The sequence below is a fragment of the Aquabacterium sp. T101 genome, assembly GCF_057219775.1.
Genome location: NZ_JBXVVZ010000001.1, coordinates 931,077 through 951,720, shown reverse-complemented (window position 1 = coordinate 951,720; position 20,644 = coordinate 931,077). Strand labels below are relative to the sequence as shown.

Below are 20,644 nucleotides of genomic sequence, written 5' to 3'. Positions count from 1 at the left end.
TCAGTCGCGCCAGGCGTCCCATCCTGACGGCAGATGCCGCAGATCGTCCGGGGTGTCGATGTCGGCCACGGCCGGCAGTTCGAGGCAGTCCAGTCCCGCGGCGGCCAGGCGCGCCCGGGTGTCGCGCAGCACGTCGGCATGGCTCCAGGTCAGGCCGTGCAGCAGGCCCGGCGGGCACCGGGTCAGCCCCATCAGTACGAAACCACCGTCGTGCGCCGGCACGATCACGGCGTCGTGCCGCACCAGCCCGGCCGCGGCCGCCTGCAGCATCGCGGAGTCCAGACCCGGCGCGTCGGTACCCATCACGATCGCGGCGCGCTCGCGCTCCAGGCCGGATCGAAGCAGGCGCTCCATGCGTTCGCCCAGGTCGCCATCGCCCTGCGGCTGCACGTCGACGCCGAGCGCACGGGCCACCGCCTGGGTCGGCGCGTGCCCGACGCCGGGGTCGAGGTAGAGCGTGACCGGGCCGACCGCCGCGCGAGCCGCCTGTGCCAACGCATGCTCCAGAAGGCGCGCGGCGAGTCGCGCCGCGCCGTCGGCCCCGATCGCGGGTGCGAGCCGGGTCTTCACCCGCCCCGGCAGCGGCTGCTTGGCCATCACCGCCACCTCCACCCGGTGCGGCGGGGTCGCGGAGGTCGTCATCGGTAGCGGCGGGCCAGAGCGTCGGGGGAGGCGCCACGCCAGTAGGCCCAGCGCAGCCGCCACATCAGCACAATGGTGCGCCAGGCGCCGTCGCGGTCCCAGCGCCGACCGGAGGTGCGCACGCGTTCGCGCAGACAGGCCGGCGCCCCGGCGCGTCGCTTGAGCCGGCGACTGATCTCCACGTCTTCCATCAGCGGCTGGTCGGGGAATCCGCCCACGGCGTCGAAGGCCGCGCGGGTCATGAACAGCGCCTGGTCGCCGGTGGCGATGCCGGTCAGGCGCGAGCGCAGGTTCATCGCCGCGGCCACCATGGGCAGCCAGGGCGACCGGCCTTCGATGCGCACGTCGAACCGACCCCAGGACGCCCCTTGATGCAGCGCGGCGCGCACCAGCGTGTCGGCGCCATCGGGAAGCCGGGTGTCAGCGTGCAGGAACAGCAGCAGGTCGGCGTCGCCGCAGGCCGCGGCGCCCGCGTTCATCTGCCGCGCGCGGCCGCGGGGGGCTGCCAGCACGTGATCGGCCATCGGTGTGGCCAGGGCCGCGGTGGCGTCGCGACTGCCGCCGTCGGCCACCACCACCAGGGCGCCCCGCTCGCGCAGGGGCTGCAGCCGCTGCAGCGTGGCCTCGATGCAGCCCGCCTCGTCCAGCGCGGGCAGCACGACGGCCAGGCGCGGCACGGTGCGTGTCTCAGCCGCCGCGGCGCACGCGCCGGATCTCGTCGACGATCAACAGCACCGCGCCCAGCGTGATGGCGCTGTCGGCGACGTTGAAGCTCGGGAAGTAGCCGCCGCGGAACACCGGCTCCAGCACCGAGAAGCGGAACTGGAGGAAGTCCACCACGTAGCCGTGCAGCGCGCGGTCGACCACGTTGCCAATGGCGCCGCCCATGATCATCGTCACCGCGAAGCAGAACAGCTTCTGCGACGGATGGCGCTTGAGCATCCAGATGATGAACACGGTGGCCGCCACGCCCAGGCCGATGAAGAACCAGCGCTGCCAGCCCGACGCACCGGCCAGGAACGAGAACGCCGCGCCGGTGTTGTGCACCCGCACGAGGTTGAACCACGACGTCACCGGCCGCACGTCGCCGAGCTGGAACTGGCCCAGGATCAGCGTCTTGGTCAGCTGGTCGGCCACGACCACCAGCAGCGCCAGGCCCAGCCACAGCGCCAGGCCCGGCGCGCCCGAGGAACCGCGCGCCATGCTCAGGCCACCTTGCGCGTCTCGCCCGCGCCGTACAGGTTGCTGGTGCAGCGGCCGCACAGGCCCGGGTGCGCCGGGTCGTGGCCGGTGTCGTCGCGCCAGTGCCAGCAGCGCTCGCACTTGGTGGCCTGCGACGGCGTCACCGTCACGGCCAGCGCATCGCCCGGCACCACGGCTGCCGCCGACGTGATCAGCACGAACTTCAGGTCGTCGCCCAGCGTGGCCAGCAGCGCGCGGTCCTCGGCGCCGGCGGCCAGCGTCACCGTGGCCTGCAGCGACGAGCCGACGCCGCCTTCGGTGCGCACGGCCTCGATCGCCTTGTTCACCTCGTCGCGGATCGCGCGCACGCGGGCCCACTTGGCCAGCAAAGCCGCGTCCGGCGCGTCGAAGGCCCAGAAGGTCTCGGTGAAGATCGACGCCGACTTGCCCGGCGCGAGCACCGGCCACGCCTCCTCGGCGGTGAAGCTGAGGAAGGGCGCCATCCAGCGCAGCATCGCGTGCGTCACCTGCCACAGCGCGGTCTGCGCCGAGCGGCGGGCCAGCGAGTTCGGCGCGGTGGTGTAGAGCCGGTCCTTCAGCACGTCGAGGTAGAACGCGCCGAGGTCCTCGCTGCAGAACAGCTGCAGCCTGGCCACCACCGGGTGGAACTCGAAGCGCTCGTAGTGCGCCAGCAGCTCGGTCTGCAGCTCGGCCGCGCGGGCCAGCGCCCAGCGGTCGATCTCCAGCAGGTCGGCCGGCGCCACCGCGTCCTTCGCGGGGTCGAAGTCGCTCACGTTGGCGAGCAGGAAGCGCAGCGTGTTGCGGATGCGGCGGTAGGCGTCCACCACGCGGGCCAGGATGTTCTTGTCGATGCCCAGGTCGCCCGAGTAGTCGGTCGACGCGCACCACAGGCGCGCGATCTCGGCGCCCATGTCCTTGCACAGCGCACCCAGCTCGATCACGTTGCCGAGCGACTTGCTCATCTTGCGGCCCTGGCCGTCCACCGTGAAGCCGTGCGTCAGCAGGCCGCGGTACGGCGCGCGGCCCTCCAGCGCGCAGCCCAGCAGCAGCGAGCTGTGGAACCAGCCGCGGTGCTGGTCGTGGCCTTCCAGGTAGAGGTCGGCCTCCGGCCCCGCGGTGTGGAAGCCGGGGTCGGCGTCCGGGCCGCGGTGCGACCCGCGCAGCACGTGGAAGAAGGTGGAGCCCGAGTCGAACCACACCTCGAGGATGTCGGTGCTCTTGGTGTAGTGCGCCGCATCGGCCGCGCCGAGGATCTCCTCGGCCGTGACGCGGCTCCAGGCCTCGACGCCGCCGCCTTCGACGATCTGCGCGGCCTGGTCCAGGATCTCCATCGTTCGCGGATGCAGTTCGCCCGTGTCCCGGTGCAGGAAGAAGGGCAGGGGCACGCCCCAGCTGCGCTGGCGGCTGATGCACCAGTCGGGCCGGTTGGCGATCATGTCGCGCAGCCGGGCGCGGCCGTTCTCGGGGAAGAAGCTCGTCGCGTCGATCGCCTCGAGCGCCATCTGGCGCAGCGTCTTCGGCGCCTTGTCCTTCGTGAACACGCCCTCGCCCTCGTCCATGCGCACGAACCACTGCGCCGCGGCGCGGTAGATCACCGGCGTCTTGTGGCGCCAGCAGTGCGGATAGCTGTGGGTGATGGTGGCCGTGGCGAACAGCCGGCCGGCGTCGCGCAGGGCATCGATGATCACGGGCACGGCCTTCCAGATGTTCTGGCCGCCGAAGAGCGGGAAGTCCGGCGCGTAGCTGCCGTGGCCCTGCACCGGGTTGAGGATGTCCTCCACCTTCATGCCGTGCGAGGTGCACGACACGAAGTCGTCCAGGCCGTAGGCCGGCGACGAATGCACGAGGCCGGTGCCGTCGTCGGCGGTGGCGTAGTCGGCCAGGTACACCGGCGCGAGCCGGTCGTAGCCGGCGTCCACGTGCGCCAGCGGGTGGCGGAAGGCGATGCCGCCGAGCTTCTCGCCCTTCGTGGTGGCGATCACGCGGCCCTGCAGGCCGTAGCGCTCGAGGCACTTGTCCACCAGCGACGCGGCCAGCACGAGCTGTCCGCGCTCGGTGTGCACCAGCGCGTAGTCGAGTGCCGGGTTCAGGTTCAGCGCCTGGTTGGCCGGGATGGTCCAGGCGGTGGTGGTCCAGATCACGGCGAAGCTCTCGCCGACGATCTCCGGCAGGCCGAAGGCGGCAGCCAGCTTGTCCGGCTCGGCGCACAGGAAGCCGACGTCGAGCGTCTGGCTCTTCTTGTCGGCGTACTCGATCTCGAACTCGGCCAGCGACGAGCCGCAGTCGAAGCACCAGTACACCGGCTTCAGGCCGCGATAGACGAAGCCTCGCTCCATCACGCGCTTGAGCGCGCGCAGCTCGCCGGCCTCGTTGGCGAAGTCCATCGTGCGGTAGGGCCGCTCCCACAGGCCCAGCACGCCCAGGCGCTGGCGGTCGGCCTTCTGCTGCGCGATCTGCTCGGTGGCGTAGGCGCGGCTGCGGCTTTGCATCTCGTCGCGGCCGATCTTGCGGCCGTGCACCTTCTCGATCGCGTTCTCGATCGGCAGGCCGTGGCAGTCCCAGCCCGGCACGAAGCGCGCGTCGAAGCCGGCCAGCTGCTTGGACTTGACGACCATGTCCTTCAGGATGTTGTTCACCGCATGGCCGATGTGCAGCGTGCCGTTGGCATAGGGCGGGCCGTCGTGCAGCACGAACAGCGGCGCGCCATGGCGTGCCGCGCGCAGCTGCTTGTAGAGGCCTTCGTCGTTCCACTTCGCGACCCAGCCCGGCTCTCGCTTGGGCAGGTCGCCGCGCATCGGGAACGGCGTGTCGGGCAGGTTCAGCGTGGCGCGGTAGTCGGGGGTGGCGGTCATGTCGCTAGGGCCTTCGCACGAAGGCCTCGGAAGGTGTCGGGCGGGCTCGGGGCCGGGCGGGGCCGGTCGCCGGGCGGCGGTCGTCGGCGCGGCGGCAGGCCGCAGCCGTCAGGCCGCGCGCGGAATTCGGTCGCGGGTGGTTTGGCGTTGCTGCGCCGCGTGGGGCACACGCAGGCGGCGGGGCAGGGGGCGGACCATGGCCGCATTGTAGAAGCTGCCTCCCCCGGCGCCGGAACGGGCCGCGCCAGGGCCTTCAGAGTGCCTTCAGGCCCGCCGGCGCCAATGATCCGGCGCAAGCGGCGGCCGCGTCCGGATGGACTCGGGTGCACCGGGGCCTCACGATCGGCAACTCATGACCCTCATCTTCGGCATTCGCGTTCCGGCCCTCGTGGCCCTGACCCTCCTGGTGCTGGCCGCGGCACCGGCCCTGGCGCAGGCGGGCACCGGCCCCTCGACGGCCGCACCGGAACCCGATCCGGCGGTCGGTCGCGACACCCCGCCGCCCGCACGACGCAACGTCGAAGGCGCCGTCGGCCTGATCCTGGCCTACAGGCCCGCCTTCAGCGGGTCGTCGGACCGAAAGGTCGAGCCCGAGCTGGCCGGCTTCGTGCGCTGGGGCCGCTACACGCTGTCCGGGGCCGGCGGCTTCACCACCCGGACGCAGGACGACGTCGAGCGTGGCCTCGACGCGCTGCTGATCAAGCGCGAACACCTGCGGGTGAACCTCGCGCTGCGCTTCGATGCCGGCCGGCGCGAGTCCGAAAGCGACCAGCTCCAGGGCCTGGGCGACATCCCGGCCACGGTGCGCGCACGCCTGAACCTGCGCTGGGAGCCGGCGCCGTACTGGTCGGCCAACCTGGGCAGCAGCATCGACGCATTGAACCGGGTCGGGGGCTACGTGGTCACGGGCAACGTGTCGCGCACCGTGCCGCTGGGCGGGCAGCAGCGGCTGATCCTTGGCGCGTCGGTCACGGGTGCTGGCGACCGCTACATGCAGACCTGGTACGGCGTCACGCCGGCGCAGGCGGCGGCGTCGGGCTATCGCGCGTATTCGGCCGGGGAAGGCCTGCGCGACATGTCGGCTTCGGTCACCTGGCGCGACGACATCACGCCGCAGTGGGCCGGGTTCGCCAGCGCCAACGTGTCGCGCCTGCTCGGCCCGGCGGCCGACAGCCCGCTGGTCCGCGACCGCAGCGGCTACGGCGTGTCGGTCGGGCTGGCGCGCCGCTTCTGACCCGCGGCCCCGTGACCGGCCACCGGGCGGTGCGGGTTCAGGGTTGCGCGGCCAGCCATGCGCGCGCGTCGGCCACGTCGCGTTCAATGCCGCCGCGCAGCGCCTCCAGCGACGCGTACTTGCGCTCGGCATGCAGCCAGTGCAGCAGTTCCACGCGCAGCAGGCGGCCATAGCCCCCGTCGGCGCCGAGCGCGGCGGGCCACTGCAGGCAGTGAACTTCCAGCAGCACGCGGCCGTCGTCTTCCACCGTCGGGCGGCGGCCGAAGCTGGCCACCCCGGGCAGCGGGCCGCCCGGCAGCCCGTGGACCCGCGCCACGAAGATGCCCGACGCGGCCGGGCAGCCGTGCGCGAAGCGCAGGTTCAGCGTGCGAAAGCCCAGGTCGCGCCCGAGCCGCGCGCCGTGCAGCACGTGGCCGCTGACCGCATAGGGGCGTCCCAGCAGGGCAGCGGCGCGCGCCATGTCGCCGTCGGCCAGCGCCGCGCGCACCGCGGAACTGGACACGCGCAGGCCGTACACCTCGTAGCTCTGCATGCGCGCCACGTCGAAGCCTCGCGCAGCGCCGGCGGCGTCGAGCATCGCGTAGTCGCCGGCGCGGCGGGCGCCGAAGCGGAAGTCGTCGCCCACCAGCACGTAGCGCGCGCGCAGACCGCGCACCAGCACCTGGGCGATGAACGCCTCGGGCGCCAGCGCGGCCAGGCGCTCGTCGAAGCGCAGCACCACCACCTGGTCGATGCCGCAGCGCTCCAGCTCGGTCAGCTTGTCGCGCAGCGTGCCGATGCGGGCCGGAGCGTTCTCGGGCTTGCCGGCGCGGGCGGCGAAGAAGTCGCGCGGGTGCGGCTCGAAGGTCAGCACGCAGGAGGCCACGCCTCGATGCCGGGCCTCGTTGGCCAGCAGCGCCAGCATGGCCTGGTGGCCGCGGTGAACGCCGTCGAAGCTGCCGATCGTGAGCGCGCAGGCGCTGGCGAGGCCGGGATGCTGGAAACCGCGGAAGACGCGCATGGCGCGCGATTATCGGGGCCGGTCGGGCCTCAGTGCCGCAGCAGCGCCGCCACGCCGGTGTCGTAGGCCAGCATTCGGCTGTCGCGCCGCTCGGCGAGCATGAACTCGAGCATGGCCTGCACGTCCGGCACCGAGAGGGGCCGCGACAGGTGGAAGCCCTGGCCGTGTTCGCAGCCCAGGGCATGCAGCTGCATCAGCTGGGACTCGGTCTCGATGCCCTCGGCCACCACGGTCTTGCCCAGCGTGCCGCCCAGCGACACGATGGCGCGCACGATCTCGGCGTCCTTGCTGCCCAGGCGCATGCCGTGCACGAACGAGCGGTCGATCTTCAGGCTGTCGATGGGCAGCGTGGACAGGTACGACAGCGACGAGTAGCCGGTGCCGAAGTCGTCGATGGCCAGCGCCACGCCGAGCCGGCGCAGCGACTCCAGCGTGCTCAGCGCGCCTTCCAGGCGCTCCATCAGGATGTTTTCGGTGAGCTCGAGCGTGAGCTGCTGCGGCGGGAACGCGTTGTGGCGCAGTACCCGCTCCACGCGGTCGTACAGCGCGGCATGGGTCAGGTCGGCGCCGGACAGGTTGACCTGCAGCTTCAGTTCGTCGAGCACCGGGTCGAGCGCCTGCCAGGCCCGCACCTGCGCGCAGGCGCGGGACAGGACGAGGTCGGTCAGCTCGACGATCACGCCGGCTTCCTCCGCCAGCGGAATGAAGGTGCTGGGGCTGACCGCGCCCAGCGTCGGGTGGTTCCAGCGCGCCAGCGCCTCGAAGCCGCGCAGCTTGCCGCTGCCGATGTGGAACATCGGCTGGTAGGCGACCTCGATGCTGCCGCTGGCGATGGCCTGGCGCAGCTCGGCTTCCATGCGCACGCGCTGCGCCACCTCGGTGTGCAGGGCGGCATCGAACAGGGCATAGCGCGCCTTGCCCGCGGCCTTGGCGCGGTACATCGCGGTGTCGGCGTCGCGCAGCATCTCGTCCGGGGCGTGATAGCCGAGCCGGCTGAAGGTGATGCCGATGCTGGCGCTGGCAGTCAGGTTGACGCCCGCCACGGCCAGCGGCTTCTTCAGCACGTCCAGCAGCCGCTGAGCGAGCCCGGTGGCGGCGGCCTCGTCCTTCACGTCGTGCACCAGCAGCGCGAACTCGTCGCCACCCAGCCGTGCGACCACGTCACCCGGACGCACCTGATCCTGGATGCGGCGCGACACCTGGATCAGGAACTCGTCGCCGGCGGAGTGGCCCATGCTGTCGTTGATCAGCTTGAAGCGGTCGAAGTCCATGAACATGACCGCGAAGTGCCGCTCGGGGCTGCCGTCCAGCGCCGCCAGCGCCTGGGCCAGCAGGCCATGGAAGCGGCTGCGGTTGGGCAGGCCTGTCAGGCTGTCGTGGAACGCGATGTGGTGCAGCTGTGCCTCGGCATGCCGGCGCGCAGAGATGTCCTGCACCTGCACGATCAGGCAGGGCGCCTCGGAGTCGCTGTCGGTGAAGAAGGCGCCGTGCAGCGCTGCCCACAGCTCGCTGCCGGTGGCGTGGCGGCAGCGCATCTCGGCGTTGAACGAATCGATGCGGCGCGAGCCGATGCCGGCGAGGTTGTCGCGCAGCGCGGCGCGGTCGTTGTCGACCACCAGGGTCGCGAAGTCGCGCTCGGCCAGGGCCTTGCCGTTCTCGACGCCCAGGATCGAGGCCAGCGCGGTGTTGGCCTGCAGCACCCGGCCGTCGATCGACACCAGCGCCATGCCGATCGAGGCATGGGTGAAGGCGCTGTGGAAGCGCCGCTCGCTCTCGCTGAGCGCGGCGACGTGGCGTGCCGACTGCTCGGCCTCGCGCTCGGCGGCCTCGGCCCGGCTGCGCTGCATCGCCTGGTTGGCCTCCTGCTGACGCAGGAAGTAGTGCACCGTGGCCAGCAGCATGGCGACCACGGGAAGCGCCCCCAGCAGCACGCCGAGGCCCGAGTGCTGCACCGTCAGGTGCAGCAGCGCGGCGATCAGCGCGCTGCCGCCGTAGGCGATGCCGATCGAGCCGAAGCTGTCGACGAACTCGCCGAGGTGGAAGCGCCGGTTGTTCTTGAGCGTGATCACGGTGGACACCATGATCGTGTTCAACGCGAAGTAGCCGACCGCGACCACGCAGGCCACCAGCAGCAGCATGCCGGGGTTGGTGCCGCGGTCCAGGTGCAGCAGCCCGAAGACGGCGTCCATCAGGTTGCCGGCCACGGCCATCGACAGCGCCGCCATCGTCGGGCTGGCGATGCGGCTGGTCCATCGCTTGGACGAGCGGCAGGCGCCGACGAAGGCCTCGCCGGCCGACGCGATGCAGGCTGCCGACGTGCCGTGCATCAGCAGCAGCAGGAAGATGAACACCTCGCCGGCGACGAAGGAGTTCTTGGAGCCGGGGATGCGCACCGGGAAGAAGCCCGCCACGATGGCGAAGACGGTGCCCACGAAGACCTGGCTCACGGCCACCAGCGGCAGGTTCTGCAGGTCCCACACCGCCATGGCGAGCGCGGCCGAGCCCAGCAGCACCATCGTCCACCAATAGGTCGTGGCACGCGGGTTGTAGTCCGGCATCAGCGCGGCATGCAGGCGCCGCCAGACCGTGGTGGGTGCGGCGGGCTGCGTGTCGTCCAGGCTGGGAGCCTGCGTGGGCGTGGTCATCGAAGGGCGGTACGGCTTGCGACGCGGCGGGCGTCGTCCGATGCTAGGCGTTGCCGCTGAGGATTCGCCAGGGTGGCGCGCCTCAAGTACCGGATGGCCGCGTACTGTGTCACGGCAGGGTCGCCTGCGTCAGGGCTCGCCGAGCAGCACGCTCTCGGCGAGGACCACACCCTCGGCCAGCACCACACCTTCGGCGAGGACCACGCCCTCGGCGAGGACGACGCCCTCGGCCAGCACGACACCCTCGGCCAGCACCACGCCCTCGGCCAGCACGACACCCTCGGCCAGCACCACGCCCTCGGCCAGCACGACGCCGCTGCCGGCCGTGAACCACGAACTGAGCGTCGGCGTCAGCGTGAACAGGCCGGTGCGTCCCGTGAGCGAGCTGACGCCCAGCAGCGAGGAGCCGTCGAGCACGCCGGCGGTCACCAGCGGCTGGTTGCCTGCGGGGCTCTCCCAGAACCAGTAGACGAAGGTGCGCGAAGCGTCCCAGTAGTCGGCCCAGCGTTCCAGCACCACGTTGCGCGACCAGGTCAGGCGCGGGTTGTAGAAGGGCTGGAAGCGCGTGAACAGGGCGTCGCCCGACAGCACGCGGTTGCCGCCGGCGAAGACGATGCGCGACCAGTTGAAGGTGCTGCCGCCCACCGTCGACGACCGCGCCGGGAAGGCGCCCGTCATGATCGACGCCCCCGGGGCCAGCGTGCCGTTGGCCAGCGCGGTGGCGATGTCGGTGCGCAGCGCCCGGGCCAGCGTCACCGCGCCATGCACGTTGACCAGGCCTGCGCCCTGCTGCAGCAGGTTCGCGCCCGGGATCGGCTGGGCCGTGTACTGCAGGATCGCCTTGACCATCGGCGGCGTGAGGCCGGGGTTGGCCTGCAGCAGCAGGGCCGCGGTACCGGCCACTACCGGGGCGGCCACCGACGTGCCCGACAGGTACATCTGCGTCTCGCGGTAGGTCTGCGCGATGCCGGTGGCGGTGACGAGCTGGGCGTAATTGCCTGCGGCGATGGCGTTCCAGGCTGGGTTGGCGGCGTCGGCCCGCGTCGCGGCGGCGCCGGTGATCTGGTTGCCCGGCGCCACGAGATCGGGCTTGAGCACGTTGTCGGGCACGCGCACGCCGTTGCTGCCCATCCGCCCGCCGCGGGTCGGGCCGCGCGAGCTGAACATGTTCACCTGGTCGTCGCCGCGGCCGATGGAGCCCTTGCTGTTGCTCGAGCCCACCGTGATCACGCTCGGGTCGTTGCCCGGCGACGAGATCGAGCCGTAGACCTCGCGGCCCTGCGCGTTCTTGCCGAAGTTGCCGGCGGCCACCACCACGGTGATGCCCACCGACACCGCGCTGCGCGCGGCCACGCACAGCGGGTCGTCCTGCCAGCTGTCGGTGGAGGCCATCGCCAGGCTCAGGTTCATCACGCGGATGTTGTATTCCTTCGCGTGGTAGATCACCCACTGGATGCCTTCGAGCGTGTCGCTCAGCGTGCCCACGCCCTGGTCGTTGAGCACCTTGACGTCGTAGATGTTCGCGTTGGGCGCCAGACCGGTCAGGTCCGGGGCCACGCCATAGGTCACCGGGCGGCCCGCGGCCACCGAGGCCACATGCGTGCCGTGGCCGTAGCCGTCCTGCATCAGGCTGGCGCTGTTGTTGATCGCGGCCTCGTAGGCGGCCAGCGCAGCACTGCCGGGTTGCAGTGAGGTGTTGGCGTCGTAGCCATTGGTCCAGTCGGCGAGCGACGTGGTCATGAACTGCACGTTGCGCACCACGCGCGACACGCCGGCGGCGTTGTTGAACGCCTCGTGCGTGCGCATCACGCCGGAGTCCACCACCGCGATGCCGACGCCGGTGCCGTCCAGGCCCGTGTAGCTGAACTTGGTGGAGTTGGCACGCACGGCGCTCGTCGTCGCGCCGGTGATGGCTTCGAGCGTGCTTGCGGTGCGCTTGGTCTCGCGGTTGGGGGCGATATAGCGCACGTCGGCGCGGTCGCCGAAGCGGGCCACCTGGCGCGGCGGCAGCGACGCGGTCAGCATCGACAGGCCCGGCATCGCGGCGTCGACGGTGCCGCCGACTCGGGCCACCTCGGCCTTCAGGGCGGTCATGTTGCGGTCGGTATCGGCCGACACGATCACCACCTGCACCAGGCGGCGTCCGCCGCGCTCGCGCATCCAGCGCTTGCCGCGGTGGCGCGTCGCGTCCTCCACGCCGTCGAGGTCGCGCGCCATCTTGCGGTGCTTCTGGCTCGGCCCCAGGCCGTCGCCGGGCGCCGCGGACACGCGCGGGCTGCCCATCAGCAGGAAAGCCAGCGTCAGCAGCGCCAGCGCCAGCAGCCACCGGGGCGCACTGCGTCGCTCGATCAGTACCGTGTAGCGGGTGGTGTTGTTCTTCATCATCGGCTCCGGCGGTAGGGCGTTCACGCTCCGAGGTCTGCCGGGGGGCTCCGCACGCGGCGTCTCCCTCCCTCCCGGCCTTCCCGTATCGCGGAGCGGATGCTAGGAGCGATGTGACGACTGCAACCGGGTGTAAGGACCGGTCGGTGCGAACTTCACGCGGCGCAGTTCACGCCGGGGCCGGAGGCGTTGCGGTTCGTGACGGCCGTCACGGCCGCGTCATCGGCCCGACGCGCGGGGCTAAAGGTGTCCCGCCAGGTCCCGGGCAGCCGGCAACCCCGAGGCGCCCATCGCATGCCGTACCGCGGCGAGCACGGCGCGCGCCGTGGCCTCCACCGCCAGCGCGCCGAGCAGCGCCGGGTGCGCCGGCATGCCCGAGGTGCCGGTGGCCAGCGCGAACAGCGTGTCGCCGTCAAACGGCGTGTGCGCCGGCAGGATGGTGCGCGCCAGCCCGTCGTGGGCCATCGACGCCAGCGCCGTGCACTGCGCCTTGTCGAGCACGGCGTCGGTGGCCACGACGCCGATGGTCGTGGCCGTGCCCGGTTGCAGGCGCTCGGGCAGTTCGCCGCGCAGCAGTGCCTCGTGGCTGCGCAGGAGCTGCAGGCTGGAGGCGCTGCGCCGCGCGCCGGCCAGCACCTGGCCGTCGGCGGGGTCGATCACGTCGCCGGTGGCATTGACGACGACCAGCGCGCCCACGGTCACGCCGCCCGCGCGCACCGACGCCGTGCCGATGCCGCCGGCCATCGCGCGCTCGATGCCGAACAGCTTGCCCAGCGTGGCGCCGGCCCCGGCGCCGACGCTGCCCTGGGCCGGCGGTTCGGTGCCGGCCGCGGCGCAGGCCGCATGGCCGGCCGCGGCGTCGGGCCGCACGCGCGCGTCGCCGCGCCACAGGTCGAAGATCACCGCCGCCGGCACGATCGGCACGCGTGCCGCGCCAACCGCGAAGCCGATGCCCTGTTCGTCGAGCCAGCGCATCACGCCGCCGGCGGCGTCGAGGCCGAACGCGCTGCCACCGGTGAGCAGCACCGCATGCACCTGGCCGACGATGTTCTCGGGCCGCAGCAGGTCGGTCTCGCGCGTGCCCGGCGCGCCGCCGCGCACCGCCACGCCGGCCACCGCGCCCTGCGGGCACAGCACCACGCTGCAGCCGGTGGGCCTGCCCGGGTGCGTGAAGTGGCCGACCGACAGGCCGGCCACGTCGGTGATCGCGTCGCGCAGGCCGGTCAAGCGAACACCCCGGCGGTGTCGGTCATGCGCGCGCTGACCTCGCCCAGGTGGTGCAGCGTGTCGCCCGCCACGAACTCGAGCATCGTCAGGCGCTTGAAGTAGTGGCTGGCGCTGCATTCGTCGGTGACGCCGATGCCGCCGTGCAGCTGGATGCACTGCTGGCCGACGAAGCGCATGCTCTGGCCGAGCTGCACCTTGGCCTGCGACAGCGCGCGCCGGCGCGCGGCCGGGGCCTCGCCGAGCTTCAGGCTGGCGAAGTAGCTCATCGACCGCGCCAGTTCCAGCTGCATCTTCACGTCCGCGATGCGGTGGCGCAGCGCCTGGAAGCTGGCCAGCGTGGCGCCGAACTGGCGCCGCGTGTTCATGTAGGCGACCGTCATCGCCACCAGCGCGTCCATCGCGCCCACGCCCTCGGCGCAGGCGGCGGCCAGGGCGACGTCCTGCCCCAGTTCCAGCAGCGGCAGTGCGTCGGTGGCAACCAGCTCGGCCGGGGCCGACGCCAGCAGCACGTCGGCCGCGCGCGCCCCGTCGGCGGTGGGATAGCCCCGCACCTCGCAGCGACCACGTTCCACCAGGAACAGCCCGAGCGGGCTGACGGCGTGCGGCCCCAGGCGCGCGGGCACCAGGAAGGCGTCGGCCTCGTCGCCCGCCGCGGCCAGGCTCTTGCGCCCGGTGAGCGCCCAGCCGCCGGCCTGCTGCACCGCGGTCGTGGCCACGGCGTCGAGGTGGTAGCGCGCGCCGGACTCCTGCCACGCCGGCACCACCAGCGCCGAACCGTCGGCGATGCGCGGCAGCCACTGCGCCTGCAGCGCCTGCGGTGCCGGCGACAGCAGGGCCGGCGACACCAGCGCCGCCGCCGCGAACGGAGCGTTGACCAGGCCGCGGCCGAGTTCCTCCATCACCACCATCGCCTCGACGGCGCCGAAGCCCATGCCACCGTGGTCCGGCGGCACGGCCAGGCCGGTCAGGCCCAGGGCCGCGAGTTCGGCGTAGACGTCGCGCGTGCGGCCGCCGGCCTTGGCCAGCGCGTGGCGGCGCTCGAAGGGAAAGCTCTTGTCCACCCAGCGCGCCACGGCGTCGCGCAGCGCGTGCTGGTCGTCGGTGAAGTCGAAGTCCATGGTGTCGTCGCCTCCGGCAGGTTCAGGCGCCCAGCACCGTCTGGGCGACGATGTTGCGCTGCACTTCGTTGGAGCCGCCGTAGATGGTGGTCTTGCGGTAGTTGAAGTAGGTGGCGGCCAGCGGCGCGCAGTGCGCGGCGCCGATGTGGTCGCCCTGCCAGCCGGCTTCCATCGCCTCGCGCACGAAGGGCAGGGCGAAGGGTCCGGCGGCCAGCATCATCAGCTCGGAGTAGCGCTGCTGGATCTCGCTGCCGCGGATCTTCAGCAGGCCGGCCACGTCCAGGCTCTGCTTGCCGCTGGTCTCGGCCGACAGCACGCGCAGCACCATCATCTCGAGCGCGACGATGTCCACTTCCAGCAGCGCGATCTGGTCCCGGAAGCGCGTGTCGTCCCACAGGCCCTCGGCCCGCGCGATGCGCTTGACGCGCTCCAGCTCGCGCTTGGCGCGGTTCACGTCGGCGATGTTGGTGCGCTCGTGGCTGAGCAGGTGCTTGGCGTAGGTCCAGCCCTTGTTCTCCTCGCCGATCAGCTGGTCGGCCGGCACCTCGACGTCGTCGAACCAGACCTCGTTCACCTCGTGGCCGCCGTCGAGCATGATGATCGGCCGCACGCTCACGCCCGCGCTCTTCATGTCGATCAGCAGGAAGCTGATGCCGGTCTGCGGCTTGCCCTCGTTGCTGGTGCGCACGAGGCAGAAGATCCAGTCGCCGTACTGGCCCATCGTGGTCCAGGTCTTCTGGCCGTTGACCACGTAGTAGTCGCCGCGACGCTCGGCGCGGCACTTCAGCGACGCCAGGTCCGAGCCCGAGCCCGGCTCGCTGTAGCCCTGGCTCCACCAGACCTCGCCGCTGGCGATGCCGGGCAGGAAGCGGCGCTGCTGCTCGGGTGTGCCGAAGGCCATGATCACCGGCGCCACCATCACCGGGCCGAACGGCATCACGCGCGGCGCACCGGCCAACGCGCACTCCTCCTCGAACAGGTGGCGCTGCACCGCGTTCCAGCCCGGGCCGCCGTGCTCCTTCGGCCAGCCCCAGCCGAGCCAGCCGCGCGCACCGAGGATGCGCGCCCAGCGCTGGTGGTCCTCGCGCGTCAGGTGCAGCGCGTGGTGCACCTTGTGGCTGATGTCGGCAGGCAGGTGCGTGCGCACCCAGTCGCGCACCTCGTGGCGGAACGCCGTCTCCTCGGCGGTGAAGTTCAGGTCCATCGCGGCTCCCGGTCGGTGCGCACTTTGTAGCACGTGCGAACTGGCTGCCGTTGGCGGCGCTTCTCCGGGCTTCGGGCGACACGCGCGCGCCGAAGATGCCAAGCATCGGGTCAGACCGTGCCGATCCGGCACGTCGACTCCATGGCGGACTTCAAGGGGCTTGTGCATGAGCATCCATCGCGACGATCTTTCCGTGCTCGGGGCCATCGGCCTGGTGTGGGCCGGCAGCCTGGGCTACGCGGTCGCCTACCAGGGCCTGGGGCTGGCCTTCGGCGTCGGGGCACTGATCCTTGGCGTTGCGGCGGCCGTGGCGGCTACGGGCCCCGGCCCGTGGGCGCGCAGCGCCATCGCGATGCTGGGCATGGCCATGGTGGCGCTGCTGATCCACGTGGCGCGCGGGCGCGCCGAGGCGCACTTCGCGGTGTTCGCCTTCCTGGCCGTCACCATGGTCTATCGACACTGGCTTCCGATCGTGGCCGCCGCCGGCGCGATCGCGGTCCACCACCTGAGCTTCAACTACTTCCAGCAATGGGGCTGGGGGCCGGTGTGCTTCACGGAGCCCGGCCTGGGCCGCGTGCTCGAGCATGCCGCCTACGTGGTGGCCGAGGCGGGCATCCTCGTGTTGCTGGCCCAGAGGGCGCGCGCCGAGTTCGCCGCCGGCGAGCAGCTCAACCGCATCGCCGACCGCCTGACCGGCAGCGACGGCACCATCGACCTCGGTGCCGCTGCGCTGGACTCGCGCGAGCCCGTGGTGCGCAAGCTGGTCGAGTCGCTGGGGCGCATCGAGACCGCGATCGCGTCGGTGAAGGCCTCCAGCCAGAACATCGCCACCGCCTCGGACGAGATCGCGGCCGGCAGCCAGGACCTGTCCAACCGCACCGAGCAGACGGCCAGCAACCTGCAGCAGACCGCCAGCGCGGTGGAGCAGCTCACCAGCGCGGTGTCGCAGAGCGCACAGTCGGCTCGCTCCGCCAATGAGCGTTCGGCGCTGGCGGCGTCGGTGGCCGAGCAGGGCGGCGCCGTCGTGGCGCAGGTGGTGCAGGTGATGGAGGAGATCAACCAGAGCTCCAAGCGCATCGCCGACATCATCGGCACGATCGACGGCATCGCCTTCCAGACCAACATCCTGGCGCTCAATGCCGCGGTGGAAGCCGCGCGCGCCGGCGAGCAGGGCCGCGGCTTCGCCGTCGTCGCCGGCGAGGTGCGGGCCCTGGCGCAGCGCAGCGCCGAGGCTGCCAAGGAGATCCGCACCCTGATCGGCGCCAGCGTCGACCGAGTCGAGGGTGGGGCCCGCCTGGTGGGCGAGGCCGGCAGCACGATGAGCCGCATCGTCGAGGCGTCGCACCAGGTGCGCACCATCGTCGACGAGATCACCCATGCCACGGCCGAGCAGAGCCTGGGCCTGGGCTCGGTGAACCAGGCCGTCACGACGCTGGACGAGATGACCCAGCGCAACGCCGCGCTGGTGGAGCAGTCCGCCGCCGCGTCGGCAAGCCTGAAGGACCAGGCACGCCGCCTCGAGCAGGCGGTGGCCTCGTTCCGGGTGCGCGGTCACGCTGCAGCCTGAGGCCCGGCCCCTGCGGTTAGATTGGCGGGCATGACGCCCGCCGCCCCGCCCACCGGCTACCGCACCACGGTGGCCGCCCTGTCGGCGGGGCAGATCCTGTGCTGGGCGGTGCTGTACTACGCCTTCACCGCCTTCGTGCTGCCGATGCAGCGCGACCTGGGCTGGAACGCGCAGACGCTGATGGGCGCCTACACCACCGGGCTTGCGGTCTGCGCGGCCTGCAGCTTCACCGTGGGCTCGGCGATCGACCGCGGCCACGGCCGCGCCATGCTGGCCCTCGGCCCGCTGGTGGGCGCGGCAGGTCTGGTGATGTGGGCCGCGGCCCATACCGTGCCCGGGCTGTACGCGGCCTGGGTCGTGATCGGCGTGGCGATGGCGATGACGCTGTACGAGCCCGCGTTCACCGTGGTCACGCGGCTGTACCCGCTGCGCTTCAAGGAGGCGGTGACCGCGATCACGCTGGTGGGCGGCTTTGCCAGCACGCTGTGCTTTCCGGTGGTGGCGTTGCTGCAGGCGACGCTGCCCTGGCGCCAGTCGCTGCTGGTGCTGGCCGCGTCGCTGCTGCTGGCGGCCCTGATGCACGCCCGCGTGCTGCGCGGCGCGTCGATCGCGGCGGCGCCGGCCTCGGCCGCGCCGCTGGCGCCCGACGCCACGCTCGGCGAGGCCTTCCGCAGCCGCGCCTTCTGGGCCCTGACCACCACCTTTGCCGGCTACAGCTTCGTGGCCAGCGCGATGTGGGCGCACATGGCGCCGGCGCTGGCCGACAAGGGCCTGAGCGATGCCGACGCGCTGATGGTGCTGGTGTGCGTCGGCCCGGCCCAGGTGGTCGGGCGGCTGGTGTTCGTGCTGCTGGGCCGTCGCGTCGCGCTGCGCCGCCTCGGCCTCGTGACGCTGGTGGGCATGCCGCTCGGGCTGGTGCTGTTCGCGCTCGGCCGCAGCCTGGCCGCGCTGCTGCTGTTCGCGCTGCTGTTCGGCATGGCCAACGGCGTGTCCACGCTCGTGCGCGGCGGCCTGCTGCCGGACTACTTCGGCCGCGCCGCGCTGGGCCGCATCGGCGGCAGCATGTCGGGCGTGGCGCAGTTCGCCCGCGCGGCGGCGCCGCTGCTGGCCGCGGGGGTGCTGCTGCTCGTACCGGGCTATCGCGAGATGGTGCTGGTGGCTGCAGCGTTGGCGGCGGTGGCCTGGGCTGCCTTCGCCCTGGCCGGGCGGCCGTCGCGCGAGTGGCGGCGATGAGCGCGGTGCTCAACGACGCGCAGGGCATGCGCCGCGCCGACCGCGAGCTGCTGTCGCTGGCGCTGATGCACGCGCGCAACCGCACGCTGGCGTGGCTGGGCGTGCTGGAGCCGCATGCCGCGCGCGACGCGGGCGCGCTGGCGCCGGCGTGGTGGCTCGCCGGCCGCGCCGGCTGGTGGCAGGAGCGCTGGGTCGCCCGCAACGTGCAGCGCGCGCGCGGAGCGGCGGCCAGTCCCTCCCAGGCGCCGCTCGCGTCGATCGAGCCGCGGGCCGATGCCTGGTGGGCGCAGCCGCCGGCGTCGCGGGGTGCCGATGTGCCGCCGACGCCGGACGACGTGCGCCAGTACCTCGCCCACACGCTCGAGCTGACGCTGGACCTGCTGGCCGCGTCCCCCGACGACGGCGACGACACGCTGCACTGGTTCCGTGCCGCGCTGTGGGAGGAGGACTCGGCCGTGCTGGGGCTGGCCTCGCTGGCACAGGCGCAGCGCGTGGCCGCGGCGCGGGCGCTGCTGCCCGAGCGGCTGCTGCGCCCGGTGCGGCCGCCGGTGTGGTTCGCGTCGCAGCGCTTCGCGCTCGGTTCGCCGCCCGGCGGCTTCGTGCCCGCGCCCGAGCGCTGGGTACACGAGGAGCCGGTGCCCGAGTTCGAGATCGATGCCCAGGCCGTGACCTGGGCGCAGGTCGCCGAGTTCGTGGCCGACGGCGGCTACGACGAGCCCGCCCACTGGAGCGCCGACGGCTGGCAGTGGCTGATGGCCGACCAGCGTCGTGGCCCGCGCGATGTGGAGCAACTGCGCCATGGCGTCGTGCTGCAGCGCTTCGGCCACGCCGTGCGTGCGCCGACGGGCGAGGCGGCGTCGATGCTGTCGTGGCACGAGGCCGACGCGTGGTGCCGCTGGGCCGGGCGGCGCCTGCCCACCGAGCTGGAATGGGAGCTGGCCGCCAGCCAGGGGGCGTCGCGCGGCGTGACCTGGGGCGACGTGCCCGAGTGGACCGCCGGCCGCGCACGCGCCTGGCCCGGCGGGCCGGCGCTGGCCGCGGCGGGTCAGCGCGTGCAGCGCGGCGTGGCCTGGTTCGAGCCGCGCCGGCTGGCGCACCCGAAGGCGCGCCGCTTCGCGGCGCCCGAGCGCGACGAGGGCTTCGCCGGCTTCCGCTCCTGCGCGCTGTAGCCACGTCGCCCCAGGCCGCGCCGGGCCGCCCCAAGCGGCCTGGGCTCCCCTCGGGGGACGCGAGCGCAGCGAGCTGGGGGCTGTAGCGTCAGTCTGCCTTCGCGCCGGTGGCCTTGACCACCGGGCCGTACTTGGCGTGCTCGGCGCGCACGAACTGCGCGAACGCCTCGGGCGTGGTGGGCGCCGGTTCGGCCATCAGCGTGGCCAGGCGCGACTTCACTTCGGGCGAAGCCAGCGCGTCGACGAAGGCCTTGTTCAGCCGCGCGGTCATGTCGGCCGGCAGGCGCGCCGGACCGAAGATGCCGAACCAGGTGTGGATGTCGAAGCTGCCCAGGCCGACATCGCGCCCGCTCTCGGCGATGGTGGGCACGTCGGGCATCGCGCTGGAACGCTTTGCGGTCGTGACCGCGATCGCCCGCAGCTTGCCGCTGCGGATGTTGGCCGACGCGGCCGCGAGGTTGTCGAAGTTCAGCTGCACCTGGTCCGACAGCAGGCCGAACTGCGCGCCGGCACCGCCCGCGTAGGGGATGTGCACCATGAACACGCCGGCCTGCGTCTTGAACATCTCGCCGGCCAGATGGCCCGCGCTGCCGTTGCCGCCCGAGCCGTAGTTCAGCTTTGCCGGGTTGGCCTTCATGTAGGCCACGAGGTCGCGCACCGTGGCGATACCCAGTCGCTGCGCCACCTCGGCGTTCATCACCAGCACGTTGGGCACCTGCGCCACCATCGTGATCGGCGTGAAGTCCGCCAGCGCGTTGTAGGGCATCTTCGCGTACAGCCACGGGTTGATGGCATGCGTGGCCACCGCGCCCATCACGAGCGTGGTGCCGTCGGGCGCGGCCTTGGCCGCCAGGTCGGCGCCGAGGTTGCCGCCCGCGCCCGGGCGGTTTTCCACCACCACGGTGCCGAGCGAGTCCTTCAGCCGGTCGGCCAGCGCCCGTGCCGCGATGTCCAGCGGGCCGCCGGGCGGGTAGGGCACGATCAGGCGCACGGGGCGCGCCGCAGCGCTCTGCGCGAGCGCGGACCAGGGGTACAGCAGGGACGCGGCGGCGAGCGCGGCGAGGGCGGGACGGCGTTGCATGGCGCGGAGCGCGGCGGCCAGGGCCGCGCAGTGGGGTCGGGGCCCACAGTCTAGTGGCGCCGCCCGCGCCCCCCGGGCGTCTCGGTC

Annotated in this window: 15 protein-coding genes; 4 read left to right on the top strand and 11 right to left on the bottom strand. The window is 72.7% G+C overall.

Annotation, left to right across the window (positions count from 1 at the left end):
* From AC2EAQ_RS04370 to ileS, 4 genes are read right to left on the bottom strand one after another with little or no spacing between them, the layout of a single operon-like run.
* Complete coding sequence (locus AC2EAQ_RS04370) at positions 1-642, bottom strand: TIGR04282 family arsenosugar biosynthesis glycosyltransferase (RefSeq protein WP_484640553.1); 642 nt, start codon at positions 640-642, stop codon at positions 1-3.
* Positions 639-1,319: a TIGR04283 family arsenosugar biosynthesis glycosyltransferase gene (locus tag AC2EAQ_RS04365; protein WP_484640552.1), complete on the bottom strand. Its 681-nt coding sequence runs from the start codon at positions 1,317-1,319 to the stop codon at positions 639-641. Before AC2EAQ_RS04365 ends, AC2EAQ_RS04370 begins: the two co-directional genes overlap by 4 nt.
* 10 nt (positions 1,320-1,329) lie before the next feature.
* The gene (gene lspA, locus AC2EAQ_RS04360; RefSeq protein WP_484640551.1) at positions 1,330-1,845 is read right to left on the bottom strand and encodes a signal peptidase II; all 516 of its coding nucleotides are present in this window, start codon (positions 1,843-1,845) and stop codon (positions 1,330-1,332) included.
* Positions 1,846-1,847: 2 nt separating this feature from the next.
* Positions 1,848-4,697 (bottom strand): isoleucine--tRNA ligase, encoded by a 2,850-nt coding sequence (gene ileS / locus AC2EAQ_RS04355; RefSeq protein ID WP_484640550.1) that lies wholly within the window; start codon positions 4,695-4,697, stop codon positions 1,848-1,850.
* A gap of 352 nt (positions 4,698-5,049) precedes the next feature.
* Here ileS and AC2EAQ_RS04350 point away from each other — a divergent pair, with 352 nt between their 5' ends.
* Positions 5,050-5,931, top strand: a complete 882-nt coding sequence (locus AC2EAQ_RS04350) for a MipA/OmpV family protein (protein ID WP_484640549.1) — start codon at positions 5,050-5,052, stop codon at positions 5,929-5,931.
* A gap of 37 nt (positions 5,932-5,968) precedes the next feature.
* Here AC2EAQ_RS04350 and AC2EAQ_RS04345 read toward each other — a convergent pair whose 3' ends face one another.
* From AC2EAQ_RS04345 to AC2EAQ_RS04320, 6 genes are all read right to left on the bottom strand, one after another.
* On the bottom strand, positions 5,969-6,931 hold the full coding sequence (locus AC2EAQ_RS04345) for a bifunctional riboflavin kinase/FAD synthetase (RefSeq protein ID WP_484640547.1): 963 nt from the start codon (positions 6,929-6,931) through the stop codon (positions 5,969-5,971).
* A 29-nt stretch (positions 6,932-6,960) separates the two neighbouring features.
* The gene (locus tag AC2EAQ_RS04340) at positions 6,961-9,576 is read right to left on the bottom strand and encodes a putative bifunctional diguanylate cyclase/phosphodiesterase (protein ID WP_484640545.1); all 2,616 of its coding nucleotides are present in this window, start codon (positions 9,574-9,576) and stop codon (positions 6,961-6,963) included.
* Between the two features lie 129 nt (positions 9,577-9,705).
* Positions 9,706-11,985, bottom strand: a complete 2,280-nt coding sequence (locus AC2EAQ_RS04335) for a S8 family serine peptidase (protein ID WP_484640544.1) — start codon at positions 11,983-11,985, stop codon at positions 9,706-9,708.
* Positions 11,986-12,198: 213 nt separating this feature from the next.
* Positions 12,199-13,185: a P1 family peptidase gene (locus AC2EAQ_RS04330; protein WP_484640542.1), complete on the bottom strand. Its 987-nt coding sequence runs from the start codon at positions 13,183-13,185 to the stop codon at positions 12,199-12,201.
* The gene (locus tag AC2EAQ_RS04325) at positions 13,182-14,303 is read right to left on the bottom strand and encodes an acyl-CoA dehydrogenase family protein (protein ID WP_484640541.1); all 1,122 of its coding nucleotides are present in this window, start codon (positions 14,301-14,303) and stop codon (positions 13,182-13,184) included. The genes AC2EAQ_RS04330 and AC2EAQ_RS04325 overlap by 4 nt, the downstream gene beginning before the upstream one ends.
* A 22-nt stretch (positions 14,304-14,325) precedes the next feature.
* Positions 14,326-15,507, bottom strand: a complete 1,182-nt coding sequence (locus AC2EAQ_RS04320; protein ID WP_484640540.1) for an acyl-CoA dehydrogenase family protein — start codon at positions 15,505-15,507, stop codon at positions 14,326-14,328.
* 166 nt (positions 15,508-15,673) lie between these two features.
* Between AC2EAQ_RS04320 and AC2EAQ_RS04315 the strand changes: the two genes are divergently transcribed.
* From AC2EAQ_RS04315 to AC2EAQ_RS04305, 3 genes are read left to right on the top strand one after another with little or no spacing between them, the layout of a single operon-like run.
* Entirely contained in the window at positions 15,674-17,074 is a 1,401-nt protein-coding gene (locus AC2EAQ_RS04315) for a methyl-accepting chemotaxis protein (RefSeq protein ID WP_484640539.1), read from the top strand.
* Positions 17,075-17,104: 30 nt separating this feature from the next.
* Positions 17,105-18,307, top strand: a complete 1,203-nt coding sequence (locus AC2EAQ_RS04310; protein ID WP_484640538.1) for an MFS transporter — start codon at positions 17,105-17,107, stop codon at positions 18,305-18,307.
* Entirely contained in the window at positions 18,304-19,476 is a 1,173-nt protein-coding gene (locus tag AC2EAQ_RS04305) for an SUMF1/EgtB/PvdO family nonheme iron enzyme (RefSeq protein ID WP_484640537.1), read from the top strand. The genes AC2EAQ_RS04310 and AC2EAQ_RS04305 overlap by 4 nt, the downstream gene beginning before the upstream one ends.
* Positions 19,477-19,564: 88 nt before the next feature.
* Here the strand turns inward: AC2EAQ_RS04305 and AC2EAQ_RS04300 are convergent, their stop codons facing one another.
* Complete coding sequence (locus AC2EAQ_RS04300) at positions 19,565-20,557, bottom strand: Bug family tripartite tricarboxylate transporter substrate binding protein (protein ID WP_484640536.1); 993 nt, start codon at positions 20,555-20,557, stop codon at positions 19,565-19,567.
* Positions 20,558-20,644: the final 87 nt, after the last annotated feature.